Source organism: Cylindrospermum sp. FACHB-282, from assembly GCF_014697195.1.
In the GTDB taxonomy this organism is placed as follows: Bacteria; Cyanobacteriota; Cyanobacteriia; order Cyanobacteriales; family Nostocaceae; genus Cylindrospermum.
This window is the reverse complement of sequence record NZ_JACJRJ010000052.1, coordinates 1-18,809: the sequence shown is the minus strand read 5'-3', so window position 1 is coordinate 18,809 and position 18,809 is coordinate 1. Positions and strand designations below refer to the sequence as shown.

14 protein-coding genes are annotated in these 18,809 nt (G+C 41.8%); 7 read left to right on the top strand and 7 right to left on the bottom strand.

What is annotated here, in order from left to right; translation table 11 throughout:
• Positions 1–130: 130 nt before the first annotated feature.
• Together H6G32_RS21820 and H6G32_RS21815 are read right to left on the bottom strand one after the other, a co-directional pair.
• Positions 131–784, bottom strand: coding sequence for a hypothetical protein (locus tag H6G32_RS21820; RefSeq protein WP_190462076.1), 654 nt, complete (start codon positions 782–784; stop codon positions 131–133).
• Positions 785–947: 163 nt separating this feature from the next.
• Positions 948–2,024: a D-alanine--D-alanine ligase family protein gene (locus tag H6G32_RS21815; RefSeq protein WP_190462074.1), complete on the bottom strand. Its 1,077-nt coding sequence runs from the start codon at positions 2,022–2,024 to the stop codon at positions 948–950.
• Between the two features lie 2,736 nt (positions 2,025–4,760).
• Between H6G32_RS21815 and H6G32_RS21810 the strand changes: the two genes are divergently transcribed.
• Complete coding sequence (locus tag H6G32_RS21810) at positions 4,761–5,924, top strand: PAS domain S-box protein (RefSeq protein ID WP_190462072.1); 1,164 nt, start codon at positions 4,761–4,763, stop codon at positions 5,922–5,924.
• 454 nt (positions 5,925–6,378) lie between these two features.
• On the opposite strand, the gene H6G32_RS21805 is transcribed toward H6G32_RS21810, so the two are convergent.
• Together H6G32_RS21805 and H6G32_RS26900 are read right to left on the bottom strand one after the other, a co-directional pair.
• Complete coding sequence (locus H6G32_RS21805) at positions 6,379–7,365, bottom strand: hypothetical protein (RefSeq protein ID WP_190462070.1); 987 nt, start codon at positions 7,363–7,365, stop codon at positions 6,379–6,381.
• A gap of 10 nt (positions 7,366–7,375) precedes the next feature.
• Entirely contained in the window at positions 7,376–7,621 is a 246-nt protein-coding gene (locus H6G32_RS26900) for a hypothetical protein (protein ID WP_242046683.1), read from the bottom strand.
• Positions 7,622–8,177: 556 nt separating this feature from the next.
• Here H6G32_RS26900 and H6G32_RS21800 point away from each other — a divergent pair.
• Positions 8,178–9,257 (top strand): M4 family metallopeptidase, encoded by a 1,080-nt coding sequence (locus H6G32_RS21800; protein ID WP_190462068.1) that lies wholly within the window; start codon positions 8,178–8,180, stop codon positions 9,255–9,257.
• A 90-nt stretch (positions 9,258–9,347) separates the two neighbouring features.
• A complete protein-coding gene (locus H6G32_RS21795; protein ID WP_190462066.1) occupies positions 9,348–9,650 on the top strand; it encodes a protealysin inhibitor emfourin in 303 nt (100 codons plus the stop codon).
• Between the two features lie 16 nt (positions 9,651–9,666).
• On the opposite strand, the gene H6G32_RS21790 is transcribed toward H6G32_RS21795, so the two are convergent.
• A complete protein-coding gene (locus tag H6G32_RS21790; protein WP_190462064.1) occupies positions 9,667–10,593 on the bottom strand; it encodes a cobalamin-binding protein in 927 nt (308 codons plus the stop codon).
• Positions 10,594–10,867: 274 nt separating this feature from the next.
• Here H6G32_RS21790 and H6G32_RS21785 point away from each other — a divergent pair, with 274 nt between their 5' ends.
• Positions 10,868–11,155, top strand: coding sequence for a hypothetical protein (locus tag H6G32_RS21785; protein WP_242046682.1), 288 nt, complete (start codon positions 10,868–10,870; stop codon positions 11,153–11,155).
• 147 nt (positions 11,156–11,302) lie between these two features.
• Positions 11,303–12,139 (top strand): DUF4351 domain-containing protein, encoded by an 837-nt coding sequence (locus tag H6G32_RS21780; RefSeq protein ID WP_190462060.1) that lies wholly within the window; start codon positions 11,303–11,305, stop codon positions 12,137–12,139.
• Between the two features lie 187 nt (positions 12,140–12,326).
• Here H6G32_RS21780 and pruA read toward each other — a convergent pair whose 3' ends face one another.
• Positions 12,327–15,311 (bottom strand): L-glutamate gamma-semialdehyde dehydrogenase, encoded by a 2,985-nt coding sequence (gene pruA / locus H6G32_RS21775; RefSeq protein WP_190462058.1) that lies wholly within the window; start codon positions 15,309–15,311, stop codon positions 12,327–12,329.
• A gap of 261 nt (positions 15,312–15,572) precedes the next feature.
• Here pruA and H6G32_RS21770 point away from each other — a divergent pair, with 261 nt between their 5' ends.
• Entirely contained in the window at positions 15,573–16,604 is a 1,032-nt protein-coding gene (locus tag H6G32_RS21770) for a molybdopterin-dependent oxidoreductase (RefSeq protein ID WP_190462056.1), read from the top strand.
• Positions 16,601–18,076: an adenylate/guanylate cyclase domain-containing protein gene (locus tag H6G32_RS21765; RefSeq protein WP_190462054.1), complete on the top strand. Its 1,476-nt coding sequence runs from the start codon at positions 16,601–16,603 to the stop codon at positions 18,074–18,076. The genes H6G32_RS21770 and H6G32_RS21765 overlap by 4 nt, the downstream gene beginning before the upstream one ends.
• Before the next feature lie 448 nt (positions 18,077–18,524).
• Here H6G32_RS21765 and H6G32_RS21760 read toward each other — a convergent pair whose 3' ends face one another.
• Entirely contained in the window at positions 18,525–18,719 is a 195-nt protein-coding gene (locus H6G32_RS21760; RefSeq protein ID WP_190462106.1) for a hypothetical protein, read from the bottom strand.
• Positions 18,720–18,809: the final 90 nt, after the last annotated feature.

Below are 18,809 nucleotides of genomic sequence, written 5' to 3'. Positions count from 1 at the left end.
CGTCTTTGCTCCTTTGCCTCTAACGCACTTCGTGCTAGAGCCTCCGGCTCCCGAAGGGATACGCTTCGCTGGTGCGCGAAACAAAATTAAACCCTAACCATTAAAATCGTCTAGTGCCGCAAGTTCCTGACTATTTCCGTAAGATGGAAGACAAAGAACTCTGCTTACGAATATCCAACAAATCAGCTAAAGATTCTTTGCTGTCATCGAGATGATGACTCTCTTCTGGTGGTAAAACCGTCACCAGATGCTCTGATTGCGGTAAATTGGTGAAAGCCTCCTTCAGCGATGGAGGTAGTATAAAAGCTGCTGAATTATTTGAGAAGCTGGGACTCAATCTGGGGTAGCGCCCTTCTACCAAGCGTTGCTGATGGCGTTTAATCCGTTTACGCACTTTTTGTAGATGCTGGGAACGCTTGAGCGATCGCTTCCAGCGGGGCGTAGCCCATCGCCAAATTATCCAGCTACCAGTTCCACAGCTAAGAGCGATCGCAAATACCACCCATAAAGGCGTAGAATCGCCCTCCTGGGTGGACGTATTGATTGATGCTTCAATTGTTTCATTTGGGCTTTTTCCCGGTTCATTCGGCGCCACATCCACAACTTGGATTAGATTCCCAAAGGCAAATACAGCTATCGAGACAGGAATTAATAACAACCCAAGTAATAATAGCCAAGGATGCTGTGACAGCATATCTATGGGTTTAGATGTATTTTTTGCCAGATTTGGAATTGTCTTTGTTGTTTGGCTTGGCTCTTGCTGTACACTCTGACTATTTTCCATAATTACTTTCAGACTTGTACCCCTGTATATATAACTATACTGGAGAAAGCAAACATTAAGTAACCGTGGTATGCCAAATATTTCCTAGGATAGACCTCTCCGCTGTTCGAGAGCAGGTGATAAGCCTGCTCTAGGGGATCATTTATTTTCTAGATTACTATTACTAGATATCTTCCCTTGGTTGGTCACCAGAATGCCTTAAGAGAGCAAATTGAATCAGCTGATCAACTAATTTAGCAAAGGGAATACCAGTCTGGGCCCAGAGTAGGGGATACATACTCGTAGCTGTGAAACCTGGTAAAGTATTGATTTCGTTAATCAAAATTTCCCCTGTAGCTTCCACATAAAAGAAGTCTACTCTTGACAAACCAGCAGCGTCAACGGCAGCAAAAGCTTGCAATGCCATTTCTTGAATTCGCTGAATAATTGCCTCTGGGAGGGGTGCGGGAATCAATAAATCAGCTTTACCCTGAGTATATTTAGTTTCATAATCATAGAAATCGCTATCAAAAATAATCTCGCCAACGACAGAAGCTTGAGCTTGATCATTGCCTAAAACCGCACATTCTACTTCTCTAGCGACAACACCAGCTTCAACAATAATTCGTCTGTCATAACTAGCTGCATTATCTAAAGCTGCTTCCAATTCAGCACGCGATCGCACCTTAGCAATACCCACCGATGAACCCAAGTTAGCAGGTTTAACAAAACAAGGATAGCCCAAAGTAGCCTCTATCTCATCGCAGAGTTTAGGAAACACACAAGGATTTGACCAAACTTGCGATCGCGTTAATGCCTTATATTTCACTTGGGGAAGTCCAGCTTCAGCAAAAGCCACCTTCATCCCTATTTTATCCATTCCCGTAGCCGAACCCAACACCCCAGAACCAACAAAAGGGACTTGCATCAAACTGAGTAACCCTTGAATTGTCCCATCTTCACCATTAGGCCCATGGAGAACCGGAAACCAAAGTTCTATTTCTGGTGCTTGTGCTGGAAATTGCCATAAATTAGGAGTTACCGCTAGATTTTCAATAGCAACACCAGAGTCCAAGACTTGTTGTGCAACTTCCCCAGCTTGCCAAAATCCATCTTTTTGGATATAAAAAGGGATAATTTCGTACTTATCAGCATTTTCCTCTGCACTCAAAGCAAAGGCGATCGCTCTTGCAGAACTTATAGAAACTTCATGCTCACCAGAACGTCCACCAAACAGCAAGCCTACCCGTAGTTTAGCCATATTCAGTACCTATATACTTCTAAAGCAGATAGCGTACCACAGCGAGAGCAAACTAAGGATTGAGTTTTAAATTAAAATTTTTGCCCACCGTTCGTAGTAAGGACTTTAGTCCTTCCATCCTTTACCAAAGAAATAAATCACTCACTACCAACAAAATCGTCATTTTAGATTGCAGCAATTTCTATCTTAAACAGCAGTTAACGCAGGTTGGAAAGGTTGTAGTAAAAACCCTAAAATTCTTTGAACCTCTTTGATGTAATATTCAATTTCATCAAAATAAACAGTAGCTTTTTGTTCTTTCAGATATTGCACCTATATGATGCCCACACAGTACCAAACAGATAATCTTCAAGCGATGTTAGGGTTATTCTTAGAAGCGCCATGACATTCGTTACCTGAACACAGTCAAATAAAATCTCTGAGTGCATTAAGTCAATTTTTAAATATCAATATATTGCTCCGAAAGCCTGATGTTGAAACTCAACTACCGTTATCACCTGATTGGGATCAGGCTGCACAAACTGCACTTGAATCTATTTTCCCTCAAATAGTCCTGTCTCTTATTTTTTACTTGACATTGATAGTTTATAAGTAGTGCTGGTTTTGACATACATATTTCCAGGTGCCAGATGTGAGTTCCTGATAAAGTAGGATCACGTTTTGCAATAATTGGACACATCCCATAGGAAGATGACTAAAAAATAAAGTAGATTTAAATTAATCCTGGTGTGTCGAATAACTGCTTTTTATCAAGGTTTAGCGGAGCGCTAAACCTTTTTTATGCTTTATATAAAAACGCTCTCTTATCAGCTTTCATAATATTTATATACCTCCCATTGGCTGATTAATTTATCGGCTAAAAAGGCTAAATTATTCTCACTAACATCTACTTTTATCTAAGGCTTGGTGCGCTACCAAGCCATTTTTATCCCTATATGGTTAATTTATTAACAGCCATTATTATCCTTGGATAATTTCTAGAAGTTATAAATGACATACACAACCAGAAACAGAAAAAATAATTATTACCAAATACCTAGACCTTTATAATAACTATCCTGTTTCTGTATCCTCAAATTCCTTTACCGGTTATGCTTTTCACTTAATTATTGAGTTTATGCGAGTAAGTATAATTTTATCTACAATGAACAAACGATTAGTATTAAATAAAATTTTCTTCAGCAAGTAGGTTCATTCTTACCAAATTTTAGGATATTTGTACACATCCTATAGGTAGATGGACTTAATCTAGAGAAAGTTTATAATTATACTATATGGTAAACACTTGGTATATATCTAGGTTTGGCTCCAAGCCAAACCTTTTTTGTCATTAAAATCCAGAATAAATTTAAAAAAAATATTATAGATTCTCTAACTATAATTTTGTGTAATTTGAGAATTTTTATCTTGGCTAAAAAATTTTTTGGCTCAAATTATTCTCTAGATAACGAACAAAAATATCCCCGACTTCTTCAATAAGTCGGGGATATGAGCCTCTCGGTGGAGAGCAGTAAAACTATCTTTTCTCTGGGGTTAGTACTCAGTGTATTAATGCCTGAAAACGTGTATTTACGCTGAATATTGTTTCAGGGTATTATTTTTTAATTGTTAATTTTTAGTTGGTTATAGCGATTTGGTTCACTATTTCTTTAAAATTGTACCTTCCGGGAGCTTTAAAACAACCTCTTATAGGATAGGAAGATGAACAGAAGTAAGTATGATTAACATCTACTATACATAAAGATTTGATTCCTTGCCTAGGCTTTTTCTTACTTTAGAAGTATTACTGAGGAATTTTTATACAGAAGGTCATCGTCTTTTTAATCACTTCGACTAGTAACCCCTTATCAGTTTTGAGGGTATTTGGACACATCCTATAGGAAGATGATCTATGAGCCGAGTAGAACTAAATTTATTTAGTACGTTGTTAAGCACAGCAATTATCGAGGTTTGGTTCGCGACCAAACCTTTTTTTTAAATGTAACCATATAAGGGACTATCAGTTTTGAGAATATTTGGACACAGCCTATAGGAAGATGAACTATAGCGAGAATCGGTCTAAATTAATCTTGGTGTAGTAAATGCTTGGTATAGAGAAAGGCTTGCTTAAGTCAAGCCTTTTTTATGTTTGCATCCAAACTTAGGGAATTGAAATTAACTTCTACGATGAGCTTCTCACCCGTTATCAAACTCAAAAGCGGACTTTCTAGCCAGAAGGACTTTTAGCGCCATCAGAGCGATTTCTACCACCACAGCTACAATAATTTTGCTCGTGAGTCCTGCTGAGTCTTAGGGAAACTCTAGGCGAAGGTTAAGGTAGGGCTGAGAGCCGCTCACCACGAGCTAATTTCAATTTTTTTACAAAACTTAACATAGTTTGATTTCTTTTCGCATACTTAATTATTTAATAAATTAACTCTTGACTCCATTCTCCAACTTTTCCTACTGTAGATGGCTGTAATCTTTAGCCACAAACTACCCACTCTTTTGAGGCAAATATCTGCAAAGAAAAATTATCAATGTGTACTATGGGAGTCTTTATGGCTAGAATTGCAATATAGTAGTTTAAACTACTAAATCACATAGATATTGGGAGGGCACAAATTGCCCAAACTGTGAAATAAATGTCTCTTTTTAGAGATTACTTGGCAGCTTCAGCATGCTGTAAATTGTCCCAGGATTTACGTGGTAGACTTTTTTTGCTCAACCTCTGCAACTAAGTAGCGGTATTTTAAGGTGAATTTAGAACAATTTATCCAACGTGCAGAAGCATTGCACAAGCGTTTAGCAGATTTGTACCAAACGGCTAGTGTATTACCTTGGATTCCGTCGGATCTGTTGCCGGAAGCTTTTAAAGAACTTTATAATACCTCTAGAATGGTGCAGTTAGCGGCGGAGGAACTGTATCAGCAAAATGAGGAACTTATACAAACGCGCAATTTGCTTGAAGCAGAGCGCCAACGCTATCAGGATTTATTCGAGTTTGCTCCAGACGGCTATTTAGTAACTAATGCACAAGGAATCATCCAAGAAGCTAACCGAGCCGCAGCTGAGTTGCTCAATGTTTCCAAGCATTTTTTGGTTGGCAAACCAATAATTAACTTTATCCATCTAGACGAACGCCAGCGCTTTTATAGCGAACTCATCCAACTATCTGAATCAGATCGGGTCAGAGAGATATTAGCACGCTTGCAGCAACGTCACGGTGAGATATTTGATGCTGCTTTGACAGTGGCTGTTGTTCGTAATCCCTATGGTAAACCGGCTGCTCTACGCTGGTTGCTACGAGACATTTCTGAGCGTCAGCGACTAGCATCGGGGGTAGTTAATAATGAAAGCGACTTCAGTCAAAATCGTCCTGTGCATAAATATTCTAAAGGAGAAACTATTCCCCTGAATCCACTGTTAATTTGGTATGTTTGTCAGGGTTTGGTCAAGTTAAGTACTTTTTGTGAAACGGGGGAAGAAGTGCTGATAGGTTTGGCAGCAGAAAAAATGGTTTTTGGGTCTAGTATGACATCTTTACCCATTTATCAAGCGATAGCTCTGGCAGATGTCGAGTTAGTTTCAATTTACATAACAGAGATTACAGCATCTCCTGGTCTGAGCCAAATTCTTTTACCCAAAATAAATCAGCGGTTACAGCAGACAGAATCTTTTTTAGTCATTTCTGGTAGGCGGCGGGTACAAGATCGGTTACACCATCTATTAGAGCTTTTGAAACAGCAAGTTGGTCAAGCTGTGCCGGGGGGCACTCGCCTCAATGCTCGCTTGACTCATGAAGATATTGCTAGCGCTTGCTGCACTACTAGAGTCACAATTACAAGATTGTTGGGCAAGTTACAACAAGAAGGTGTGATTACTATTGATGCCAAAAAACATATTTTTTTAAAAAATTAAGGCAATACTAAAACCCTTGTCATTACTGAGTTTGAGCTTTTCAGAATGTCCTAACCGCCTCGCCTTGGCCACTGCTATAAGTATTAACGTCTATACAGACTATTATTTTATTAGCAGAGTGTTGAAGATTGGTAAGGGGATGCTGGATGCACTAGTACCGCTGCGCGGAATTCAAAATTAGCCCATTCAAAATATGCCTGAGGCACGCTACATGTTAGCTGATCCCTGATGGGAGGCTTTGCCCTTGGCTCTTTGAAAAGAGGCACAAAAAACTTATGAATTCAGATTTGCGCCTATTTTGAATGGTATGTTGATTTCCGCCATGCTGTACTAAATAGTTGCGAAGATTAGATTTTTATTTTGAATTTTAAATTGCTTACCAAATCCCGCAGTGACTAATATGGAAAAACAACTTGGTATCAATATCTTCAATCTAAAATTCAAAATCTAAAATCTAATATTGGTAAAATCCGATTTTGTCAGGTACTCTAGAGAATCTCCCTGTACGATGACCTCGAGATAATTCATTCAGTACCTTGTTTTTGACCTCTCTCAGTTGCTGAGAATCAAGTTCTCCATAAATTCCCATGACTATTTCCGCCACGCTGAAAACTATTCCTGGATTTTGCTCTAAAAAAGAGGTAATGGCATCAATCAAAAATAGACCTTCAAAAGCTCTGAGCAATGGGACTGTTTTCGACTTTGGCAGTAGGTAAGGTTTCTTTTTTTTGGGTTTGACACCCATAGAAGTGCCATTGCCGTTAGTTGGGTTTACCATACTTAAATCCAGAGTGTAACAACCTGGCTCATAGGGAATAGCTTCCCAGACGCCTCTTTCTCTACCCTGAGTGAGGGAGGATTGGACTCTACCTTTGACTACTTTGAAGAGATATGGTTCTAACTCTCCATAAAGCGATCGCACAATGAAATCTATATGGCATACACTCCCCATATAGTCTTGCAATAGCTTTTTGATAGCCTCCATCCGACTGAGAGCTTGATACTGGAGTAACATGGGAACTTCTGGCCCCTTGATGGAGTTATCGTGACTTTCTGGGGATCTAATTGGCAGTTGGAACTCTTCCACTTCAGTAACAGAGGTGGAATTATCCATCTCCAAGTCGTCTGAGTCTCCAACTTCAGACTCTAGAGAATCCACCATATCAATGTCAGAGATGCTATCAGGCGACAGCAGCAACAGCGGCCCTTTGTCGGCAGCAGTGCGGTTCCCCCCATTAACCGCCTCCAGTCGGGAAAGCTTTTGATTGCCATTTGCTTCATACCAGTTAGACAACAAGGCTTCTACATGTTCAAGTTGCGATCGCGCCTGTATAAATAGACGTTCGTGTTCTTCCACAAGACGAACATAATAGTCTCGTAATTCCAACAATGGAGAAATGAATGAGTCTGGAGGTAACTCTAATTGTCCCTTTGGTTTCATAAAGTTTTTATCAACCTAAATCGGTATCACTCTTGTAAGTCATTGCTCTAGGTCTAGCTTTTTTAGATTCCTGTGGTGATCTTTTGGGTGCTTGAGGAGGGCGACAACTCTCGCAATATAAAGGTCGAGGGCCGAAAGTTTCGCGTTTTGTAGCCTCATTGCACTGTTTACAGACAAAGTGAAAAATACGGGTTTGAATCTGTCTTTTATGCGCTCTGACAGTATATTCCCTAACATCAATGAGTTTAGTAGCCATAATTAGGAATTGTAAGTTTCCGTCCTCTTAATATAGCTATTCAAGCAAATGAAACTGCATCAGTGTGTGTTCAGAAGCAAGTTTTATTCAAATTGATTAAATTAGGAGAAAATTTTGACCCTGACTAGCTCTTCGCCACTCAGGTGTGGAGTTGTCCATTCCGCTAGCTGTGGCGATAGGTCTTAAGGAAGCACCAGCGCTGCCCTTAATGGCGTCTTCTATGCGCAATTTTCCCCTTGATTTCGGTTTCTGTAGCTGCCTTACAGGTGGAATATCAGGGACTTGGGAGTCGAGTCAGCCCCAGATGACAGAGGACGTTGGCGATTTTATCCAAATCCAAAGGCACTAGCTAATTTGATGAATGTTGCCACATTAAAGTAACAGATGAGGGTGCTGTCCTCTCACTACAGATTTTTTTTTACACTATAGAATAAGGAATTTCCTGGAGAATAGAAACCAGGAAAAGTCTGTTTGCAGTTGTATTTCGGCTCCTTTCTCCAGGGGAGTTAAAAGGACTATTTGCCATTACTTAGTTTCTAAAGGAGAATATTTTCGGATGGCGCGAAAAAAGAAAAAATTATCAGGGTTGCATTCTCAATCTCTACCAAATGCTAGATGCCCGATTTGTTGTATCATCCCGCCCCACTTGCTGGAAAGTATTGCTATCAATGGGGAATCTCATCAACGTAATTGGGCTTTTGAGACGTTAAATATTTCTGCACAACTGCGGGGACGGCGGAATGCTGTTGGCAATTTCTTCTTTGCCCCTTCCCCTGGAGTCAAGCGCCGCACTATCTACGATGCTAAACGCACCCAGAACTTACCTGGTGTATTGGTGCGTAGTGAGGGCGAACCACCCACTACCGATATCGCAGTCAATGAGGCTTATGACGCTACAGGTGCTACTTATGACTTATTTTATGAGGTGTTTGAGCGCAATTCTATTGATGATAAGGGGCTGCGTTTAGATTCTACGGTGCATTTTGGGGTTAATTATGACAACGCCTTTTGGAATGGCGACCAGATGGTTTATGGTGATGGCGACGGCAACATATTTCAACGGTTCACTAAATGCATTGATATCGTTGCCCATGAACTAACTCATGGAATTACCCAATATGAAGCGGCTTTAGAGTATAACGGCGAATCAGGAGCACTGAATGAGTCTTTTGCTGATATCTTTGGGATTTTAGTCAAACAGCGGGTACAAAATGAAACTGCCCTGGAGGCAGACTGGATTATGGGTGAGGGTATGTTAGCACCTCATGTCAAGGGTGTTGGTATTCGTTCTTTGAAAGCACCAGGAACAGCTTATGATGACCCGGTAATGGGTAAAGATCCCCAACCAGCACACATGAAAGACAAGTATATGGGTGATCAAGATAATGGTGGGGTGCATATTAACTCAGGTATCCCTAACCATGCTTTTTACTTAGCGGCGGTGGAGATGGGCGGCTATGCCTGGGAGAAAGCTGGTAAAATTTGGTATGTGAGTTTGCGCGATCGCCTGCGCGATAAATCAGACTTTAAAACAGCTGCCGAGACAACTATTAAAGTTGCTGGGGAACTCTACGGCATTGAAAGCCCAGAAAAGACAGCGGTGGAAAATGCTTGGCGACAGGTGGGTGTAATCTAGATTAGATTTTATTGCTAGACTGGGGAACAGAAGCTTCTATTTCCCAGTTTTTGTATTTCTGCCATCAACAGCAAAAGGGCGAACAAAAAAATGCGAATTTCCTTTGAACGCACGGGCGGCTTTGCTGGTATTAGTAAGATTACCACTGTTGACACAGCTACTCTCCCACCACAGGAAGCCGATGTATTGCCCCGACTGGTGGAAGTTGCCAATTTTTTTAAACTACCAGAATTAATTCCCAACCCTAATCCCCAAAGCGATCGCTTTCAGTATAAGTTGACTGTGGAAGATCAGGGGCAACAGCATACAGTCACTGTCAGTGAGGCAGCATTACCAGGCACTTTAAGACCGTTGATTGAATGGCTCACTAACATTGCCCGTCGCCTTGTTTAATGGCATCTAGTTTAGCTTAAAGCGGTTCCCAGCCTACGCCTTTGTAGCCATAGTCAAAAATTTCGGGATGCAAAATTTCTGCTAAAATTTCCAAAGAATCTACCAGTCGTGGGCCTGGACGATTGAAGTAAGCATTGCCATCAGTAACGAAAACTCTACCTGTTTGGGTAGCATGGAGTTTTTGCCACTCTGGAATGTTAGTTAGTATCTGGGCTTCTTGGCGAGTGCGATGTAAATTAAAACCGCAGGGCATAAAAATAATTACATCAGGATTGCTGGTGATTAATGTATCCCACTGTAAATGAGGTGATGGCTGACCTGCAACGCAAAACATTGACTGTCCACCTGCTAAGTTGACTAATTCGGGAATCCAGTTGGCAGCGGCCATTAAAGGATTAGTCCACTCAATGCAAACGACTTTGGGCAGTTCTGCTAACGAAAGTCCTTGGACTCTTCGCTGACAAATTTGAACACGGGCTTCTAAGTTCTCTAGTACCTTTACTGAGTCTACCCCAAAGACTTTGCCGACTCGCTCAATATCAGCCCAAACATCCTGGAGAATATTGGGTTGTAAGGAAATAATTTGGGGTGAGGAGTGGGTGAGAGTAGCTACAGCCTTTTCAACTTCTTTGAAACTGACTGCACAGACATCACACTGGTCTTGAGTGAGAATGTGGGTAGGCTGCAATTGCTCTAAAACATCTGTTTTGATTTGATAAATACTCAGCGCCGATTGCAATAAACTGTTTACATCAGCGTCAATATCGCTGCTAGATGCGTTGCTGTCTAAGCGGGCTTGGGTACAAATAGGCAGATTTTTAACTTCTGGGGGATAGTCGCATTCATGCGATCGCCCAACGATAGCATCAATCAGCCCTAAGTTAGCTAAAATCTCTGTGCCACCGGGAATCAAAGACACAATTCTCACACCGCCATCTGTCATTTCTCCACCTCCTTAAAGCGCTGATATCTCCTCTATTGTGGCAAAGTTCCACCTCTGGGTTATCTTTCTTTAGGGGAGTGTACGGGGCGATTTTCTCGATTTACTTCGTTGGATGGGTGTGATGTTTTTAGAGAATGTCTCTGAGAAAATTTGAGCAGGATATGAGTTCCCAAGTTTTAAGAGGTAACTAATACAGCTTATCTAGACATAAATACGCAATCAGGTTACGATTGAGACTAACCTAATTCTTGCTGTATCTATGAAAGTCACCCAGATGTTGAAAATAGCTATAATTCCAATTTTGACTATATTTACCCTTCTATCTCTATCAAATACAGCACTAGCTGATTACCTAACGAGTCAGGGAGCAGGCGGTGATTACCGTTATGAATTATGGTCTAGTGATGATGGCAGTTATTACTACTTGAAAATTTGGTCTGATAAGGCAGATCCAAATAATGATCCAGACTCTACAACTCGGAGCTTTGCATCTAGTAGAGAAGCTTTAATCTATTTTGATTGTAATTACGCTGGCAAAAGTTTACCAGAGTGTCCAAAATAAGATCAAAAATACTGCACGTTTTATTGGACTGAGGTACACAAGGGCGGGCTTTTCTGCCCACCCCACAAGATTTATAATATTAACTCTTGCATTCCCACTTTTACCATTAAATTTTATAATAATTGTGATATATATTTTGATAAACCTGTGAGTTTTGACAACGTTTGTAAAATATTAGCTGAAAAATATCCACTTGATTTTGCCCGTTGGTTGCTAACTGAGGAACCGCAAAACATCAAAGTATTAAAAACTGAATTAAGTATCGAACCAATTCGCGCTGATTTTGTCACCTTCTTGCAAACAGAAAATCGGATTTTACATATTGAATTCCAAACCGAAGCAACGTCTAAAACTCCTGTTCCTTTGCGGATGTTGGATTACTCGGTGAGGTTGATACGTCAATATAAAGTTCCCGTCACCCAAGTAGTGATTTTCTTACAAGAAACAAATAACGAAATCGCTTTTACCGAAGAATATCTTAATGAGACAACGACTCACCGCTATCGCGTTATTCGGATGTGGGAACAAGATTCAGACTTATTTCTCGATAATCTGGCATTATTGCCCTTAGCACCATTAACGCGAACAAATTCACCCCAAAGCTTATTATCGCAGGTTTCCCAGAATGTTGCTAGAATTTCGGATAGAGACACTAAACAGGATATTGCAGCTTACACAGAGATTTTAGCAGGCTTGAGGTTTGGTAAAGATTTAATTCGTCAATTGTTAAGCGAGGAAATTATGCAAGAATCAGTAATTTATCAGGATATTTTGCAGAAGGGTGAACAACGGGGTGAGCAACGGGGTGAGCAACGTACAATTATCCGCCAGCTTAATCGCCGTTTTGGTGAAATAAATTCTTTATTGATTGATAAAATTAGAATGTTATCAATTGAAAAGTTAGATGATTTAGCAGAAGCATTACTAGACTTTTCAGAAATAGGTGATTTAGTGACTTGGTTAGACCAGCAAGACAGTGATTAAGTCTTTTGATTTTTCTATTCAGGACTTACCCACAAATAACGGAAAAATGTAGACTGAAGGACGTACCGTAGGCTACCACAGAGGATGCAAAGGATACATTTGAGAGATTTGTGCGTAAGTCCTAATATTGACAGATTACAAAAAAGGGAGTGCATAAATCACTCCCCGGACTAGAGTCAAGCAATGTTTAATCTGCACCCTCAATTGGTGCAAAACCTTGACGCTGGATGTTTTCTGTCACCGTGCGCGGTTCGAGGAACTGTAGCAGGTAATCAGGGCCACCGGCTTTAGAACCGACACCGGAAAGTTTAAATCCGCCAAAAGGTTGCCGAGCGACGATCGCACCAGTGATGGTACGATTAATGTACAAGTTCCCCACTTCAAAGTCTTGTTCCGCCTGTTGAATATGAGAAGGAGTGCGGGAGTAAAGTCCGCCAGTTAAGGCGTAATTAGTACCGTTGGCGACTTGCAAAGCTTCTTGAAAGCCTTTTACACGAATTACGGCTAGCACTGGGCCAAATATCTCTTGTTGGGCAATTATGCCATTGGGCGGTACTTCACTAAAGATGACTGGGCCGATAAAATATCCCTGTTCAGGTGCGGGTAATTCCAGTGCCACTTCTGCTTCTGCTTTCCCCTTCTCAATATACTCAAGAATGCGATCGCGTGCCGGAGCATCAATCACCGGGCCGACTTGGGTACTCGGTAACTCTGCTTCCCCAATATTGAGAGATTTTGTTGCTTCTACCAACCGCTGCACAAAGGCATCATATACTGGCTCCAGCACAATCACCCTGGCAGCAGCAGAACATTTTTGTCCGCTGTAACCAAAAGCCGACTGTACCACCCCAATTACAGCTTGGTCTAAATCAGCACTTTCATCAATAATAATGCCATTCTTGCCACCCATCTCGGCAATCACCCGCTTCATGTGCTTTTGACCAGGTTTAACTATTGCCGCTTCTGCGTAGATTCTACAGCCAACTTCCTGAGAACCCGTAAAAGCAATGACATGAGTTTCTGGATGATTTACCAAGTAAGCACCGACTTGAGAACCCTTACCGGGGACATATTGAAATACCCCTTGAGGTATACCTGCCTCAATCAAAATTTCTGTAAGCTTGGCAGTAATCACCGAAGATGTTTCCGCAGGTTTGAGCAAAGTACAATTACCCGCTACTATTGCGGCAACCGTCATTCCACAAGCGATCGCTAAAGGGAAATTCCAAGGAGAAATTACCACAGCAATTCCCCGTGGCTGGTAGATATAACGATTAGTTTCCCCAGAAACATCGTAATTTACACCTTTATCCAACCGTTCCATTTCCGAGGCGTAGTAGCGACAAAAATCTATCGCCTCTGAAACTTCCCCGTCTGCTTCCTTAACTGGTTTCCCAACCTCCAAAACTATCCAAGCCGAAAGTTCAGCGCGGCGTAGTTCCATCAAATCAGCAGCCTGCCGCAAAATCCCCGCCCGTTCTTTCACAGGAGTTTTACGCCAACCAGGAAAAGCCGCTTTAGCCGCTTGCATCGCCGCTTCCCCTTGTTCCACACTGATTAATCCAACCTTCCCAATTACCTCGCTAAAATTCGACGGGTTGAGAGAATCGACAAAATTCTCAGTATTAACATATTCCCCATTAATTAAAGGTAAATAAGTTTTCCCCAATTGCCGACGAACACTTTCAAAAGCTTGAGCAGATTTCCTTCTCACCTCCTCCACAGCATAATCCGTATCCGCAGCAGCCACAAAACTCACATCTTCCTCTCTGCGACTCTGCGACTCTGCGTGAGACAAATCCACAATCGGTGCCGCTATCAACTCCTCAACAGGTCGATTTTCCAGATTTTGGCGAATGAAAGAACTATTAGCCGTATTTTCCAACAAACGGCGAATTAGATAAGCCATTCCCGGTAATAATTCACCATAGGGACAGTAAACGCGGACACGATAACCCTTGTCAACTAAAGCTTTGGCAACTTTATCACCCATGCCGTAGAGGACTTGCATTTCAAAACAACGACGGGGGACATTTAAACTTTCAGCGATCGCCATAGCGCGAGAATGCGATCGCACATTATGACTACCAATGGCAGCATAGACATATTGGTGATTTTCTAGCAACAACTGAGTTATCGCTTCAAAATTGGCATCTGTTGCCGCTTTGTCGTTGTAAACTGGCTGTGGCCAATGTTTCTGTGCGGCTTTAATGGTTTCTTGATCCCAGTATGCACCTTTCACCAAGCGAATTGTTAATGGATTTCCACGCTGTTTCAACCAAGAAATTACGTCTTTGGCATCTTGCTCGCTGTCACGCAGATATGCTTGGATGGTAACGCCTACATCTGTGCGTTGGCGAAACTCTGGTTCTAGCAGCAGTTTTTTGAGAATGCTGAGAGTGATGTCTTTGTAAGCGTACTGTTCCATATCAAAATGTACAGCTGCACCTAATTCCTGAGCACGACGTAACAGAGTGCGAATGCGATCGCCAACTCGCTCCTCACTACCTTTAGCATCTAAAGGGTCAAATTGAGAATAAAAAGCCGTTAACTTCACAGAAACCTGAACCTTGGGGATTTGTTCACCATCTGCTTCGTCAATAGCCGGAATTGTTGTCCAACTCTTGGATGCTGCCACCAATTGTTGCATTAATTCCATGTAACGTTCTAGATAAGACTGGGCCTCAGCTTCTGTAATCACCGCTTCACCGAGTAAATCGATGGTGAAAGCCATTTTTTCTTTCCGCAGTCGTTCAACTGTTTTGATGACTTGTTTAATATTTTCCCCAGAAATATATTTATGGGCCAGGGTTTCTACAGCTGTCCCTACAGTTGTCGCTGCCACTTGTCCCGGCATGGAATCGGGGTTAGCAAAGTTTAACATTCCCTTCAAGGCTGCGGGTAGTTCTACAGACTCATCTCCCAGATATTCTTGTAAATGGGCGGCAACTTCTGATTTACTGTGTAAAGCAGGTAAAGTATCGATAAAGCGAAATAACTGTACCCGCAATCCGGGATTACTCATTGCCCAAGCTAGCAATTTATCATCCCAGCGCATTTGATCGCGCAAAGAAGCAAAAAATGAGCGATTTTCTTGAGTTAATCCCAAAAGTTGTTTAGCAATTTCTTGGGTTTTAACTTCGTAGGTGCTGTTTTGTACTTGTAATACCACTGTTAGTAAACTCCTGATTTACTAGAGATTCTTGACTGGAGACTGGGGATTGAGAAAACTCTTACCCATTACCTTTTTCTCCTGTGTCTTCTATTCTGACGTTTTAATTTTGCTGCCATCATATCTAAAACCTGCGATGGTGAGGTTTTTTCTGGGGCATTTTTTTTTCAAGGCATAAAAATGTACTAGACTACTGTGAATAAAATAGCGGATGTGCTACATCTACGTTATTGTGTACAGCTTTTTCAGAAGTATTTTTGAATGTGGTTGCAACCAGATGTGTGGAAAAATTTACCTGTACTACCCTTAGTGACAGCTATTATCTGCCTAGGAGGTTGTACCAACCAGCCGACAGAGGAACAACTCGAAATCTGGCGCAATGAAGCGATCGCCCGCAATGCTGAAATTGTGGCAGATAACGCCAAAAAAAACCAGCCGATGGAGTCGAATTTGGTTATTCAGGGTGAAACAGCGACTGGTAAATCTGTAAAATTTAATTGGCAACAGGTAGGGGTTTTAGCAAATACCTATGTGCAGACAACCGATCCCAATTATGTCATCGACCGAAATCAGGTTTTTAACTTCCGTGGATTACCAATATCAAAGCTGCTAAAAGAATTTGGTCATCAATCAAATGTAACTGAGGTCACTTTTCTTTCTGATGACGCTTACCAGATAACGGTCAGCTTGGCAGATTTACTAACTTACCCGATTATCTTAGCGATCGCTAACAATGGCAAACCAATTAACCGCGACCAAGGTGGCCCGATTTACTTAGTGTTTCCCTATAGACAATATCCAGAAATAAAGCAAAAGTATGATGAATCATTCTGGGCATTTTACGTCAGCAACATGATAGTAGGTACGGAAAAAGTGCAGTTGCGGGTGGGGAAGCGTACACTCAATTTAGCCGCCCTAGATCAGCTGCCCCAAGTCACTCTTACGGAAACTGTTGGCTATCGCATTGGCTGGCCCAGTGGCAAAGTTAAACTCCATGGGGTGCGTGTGCGGGATGTTTTGTCCCTTGCTGGTGTCCAGCTGCCCACCCTCGGAGAAGTTGTGGTGCGAGGGAAGGCACAAGTTTACCGTAGTACCGCCAACCCCATGAGTTTTTCAGCCGCTGACTTGCGTGAGTGTGAAATCCTTTTAGTAACCAGATGGGGAGAAGACAAACAACTTATCCCGGCAAAACTTGGCGGCCCTGTGACTTTGGCTTTTAGTTCTGAATGTAAAACTAAAACCAGCAATATACGATGGGTCACTTTCGTCGAAGAGTTAATAATACAACCATGAAATTTTTTACCGTTCGTTCGATTCGCACCCAAATCATGGCTAGTACAACCCTATTAATTCTCGCCTTGGTTGGTGCAGTAGTTACCGTTTGGGCAAAAAGTGAGAGTAATCTTTATTACCGGGAAAAAGTGCGGGAAGCCAGCTTCTTTTCCAAAGTGTTGAGTTACTCCTATGTAAACGAACTCGCCGAAGGAAACTGGAGTCAAATCCGCCTGAATATCGATATGATGCTGAAGGAAAACGAAGATTTTGTCTATGTACTTGTGTCTGATGCCCGCCAAGATAATCTGATCGTTGCTGCTTCTCCAGGAGAGTTTCAAAACCAACATATTCCTGATATTGTGCCCTTGGAGGCGACAAATAAAGCTCTAGCTTTGTCGCAAAAATCTAGTGTTCAAGAGATATTTGTCTTGCGAGAAATCCAGTTTTCTGGAACTACGCGGGCCAAGCGTGGTGAAAGGGTAATGGAAGCGGCTTCAGATATCCACTTGCTATCTGGTAAAAAAATTGGCACCTTACGAATTGGGCTGTCCCTGGGACGGATAGATCGGGCTGTTGGTAATGCGGTGAATCAGGCCCTGATGGTGGGTATCGTCGGGCTGGTTGTTGGTTTGGTGTTTGCATATATTCTGGCACAACATCTGAGTCATCCCATAGGGCGGTTACAGGTGAGTGCCGCCAAGATTGCTGGGGGAGATTTGCAGCATCGTGCAGAAATTAACCACCGTGGAGATGAGATTGGCGCACTGGCGACTTCATTTAATGAGATGTCTGCGGCATTGCAGGTATCGTTTACTAAGCTGCAAAAGACTTTAGATGCTTTTGAGAGATTTGTGCCGAATAAGTTCATTCTAGCGATCGCTCCCCAAGGTGTGGAAAACATTGAGGTGGGTGTGGCTTCAATGCGGAGAATGACAATCTTATTCTGCGATATTCGGGGCTATACCTCAATGTCTGAGGTGATGGCACCAATAGAAATTTTTACCTTTTTGAATGACTACTTGGCTTGTATGGGACAAGCCATCGATCAAGCAGGTGGGTTTATTGATAAATATATCGGTGATGCGATCATGGCGCTGTTTGATGATGCTGCTACTGATGGCGCACTAAAAGCGGCGATTTTGATGCATCAGGCTTTGGATCAGTTTAATGATCGGCGATCACAAACAGGGTTACCCAAAATCTCCGTCGGCATCGGCATTCATCGTGGTAATGTTGTTATGGGTACGGTAGGGTTTACTTCCCGCATTGAATCTACAGTCATCGGTGATGCGGTAAATGTCGCTGCTCGCATTGAGGGATTAACTAAGCAATATGACCGTCAGGTTCTGTTGAGTGAGTCGGTAGTTAGCAGTTTATCCTATCCAGAAGCATTTTCTCTCAGGTTGGTAGATCAGGCTGTGAAGGTAAAAGGCAAAGATGAGGCGATCGCCATCTACGAACTTAAGGTTAATTCCCAAGATCAATATTAGAACTTACACATTGACAAAAAATATCATTATAGAAAGCCCAGTTTCTGGTTTCTCAAAAATTTTTAGTTTTCTACTCCTGAATACCAACTATCTCCTGTTACTATTCTCTGACTTACTCCCCAGTTTATGATTTCACTCACCATTTCTGTAAAATAATCGTTTTTTGGGCGTTGCTGATTGAGAATATGAATTTGTTTTGCCCAGAGGCGCAAAGGCTCAAAGGTACGAAGAAAAAGAAGTGTAATTTTAGCATTTCATACTTTGATTCAGCAACGCCGTTTTTTGTTTTCCCCCCTCCTTTGGCATGGTGTTGGGGGGTAGGGTTCCAGGTTTGTGTTAAAAGTCCGTCAATTTTTGGTGTGTAAACAAAACTGCCTTGTTCTTAATTTCCCTACACCCTACACCCCTTGCACCAGTAATATCAGGGATTTAAGCTGATCGTACCATTTCATTCAGAGACAGTAGTTGCACCGACTGCCATTACTGGAGACCATTCACTGACGCGGTTGTCATCTAAGACAGCTCGCACTCGATAACCAAGCTGAATCTTATGTGTCAGCAAGATTAATTCACGGTTGAGTAATCCCTGTGATTTTTGGTTTTCATTAGATGCAGCTTGTATAGTTGTAAAAAATATAGACAAATATCTTTTACTTTGAAAGTGTTACCTTTACTGGGGAAACTACAATCCCCTGTATCCCATCTGCAAAAGCATTAGGGATTGCTTTTCTGA

Excerpts from the sequence above, each read along its gene's own strand:
- H6G32_RS21805 (WP_190462070.1), bottom strand. The coding sequence starts at position 7,365 with ATGAAACCAAAGGGACAATTAGAGTTACCTCCAGACTCATTCATTTCT.
- H6G32_RS21770 (WP_190462056.1), top strand. The coding sequence starts at position 15,573 with ATGTGGTTGCAACCAGATGTGTGGAAAAATTTACCTGTACTACCCTTA.
- H6G32_RS21785 (WP_242046682.1), top strand. The coding sequence starts at position 10,868 with ATGTTGAAAATAGCTATAATTCCAATTTTGACTATATTTACCCTTCTA.
- H6G32_RS21800 (WP_190462068.1), top strand. The coding sequence starts at position 8,178 with ATGGCGCGAAAAAAGAAAAAATTATCAGGGTTGCATTCTCAATCTCTA.
- H6G32_RS21790 (WP_190462064.1), bottom strand. The coding sequence starts at position 10,593 with ATGACAGATGGCGGTGTGAGAATTGTGTCTTTGATTCCCGGTGGCACA.
- H6G32_RS21820 (WP_190462076.1), bottom strand. The coding sequence starts at position 784 with ATGGAAAATAGTCAGAGTGTACAGCAAGAGCCAAGCCAAACAACAAAG.
- H6G32_RS21765 (WP_190462054.1), top strand. The coding sequence starts at position 16,601 with ATGAAATTTTTTACCGTTCGTTCGATTCGCACCCAAATCATGGCTAGT.
- H6G32_RS21795 (WP_190462066.1), top strand. The coding sequence starts at position 9,348 with ATGCGAATTTCCTTTGAACGCACGGGCGGCTTTGCTGGTATTAGTAAG.
- H6G32_RS26900 (WP_242046683.1), bottom strand. The coding sequence starts at position 7,621 with ATGGCTACTAAACTCATTGATGTTAGGGAATATACTGTCAGAGCGCAT.
- H6G32_RS21815 (WP_190462074.1), bottom strand. The coding sequence starts at position 2,024 with ATGGCTAAACTACGGGTAGGCTTGCTGTTTGGTGGACGTTCTGGTGAG.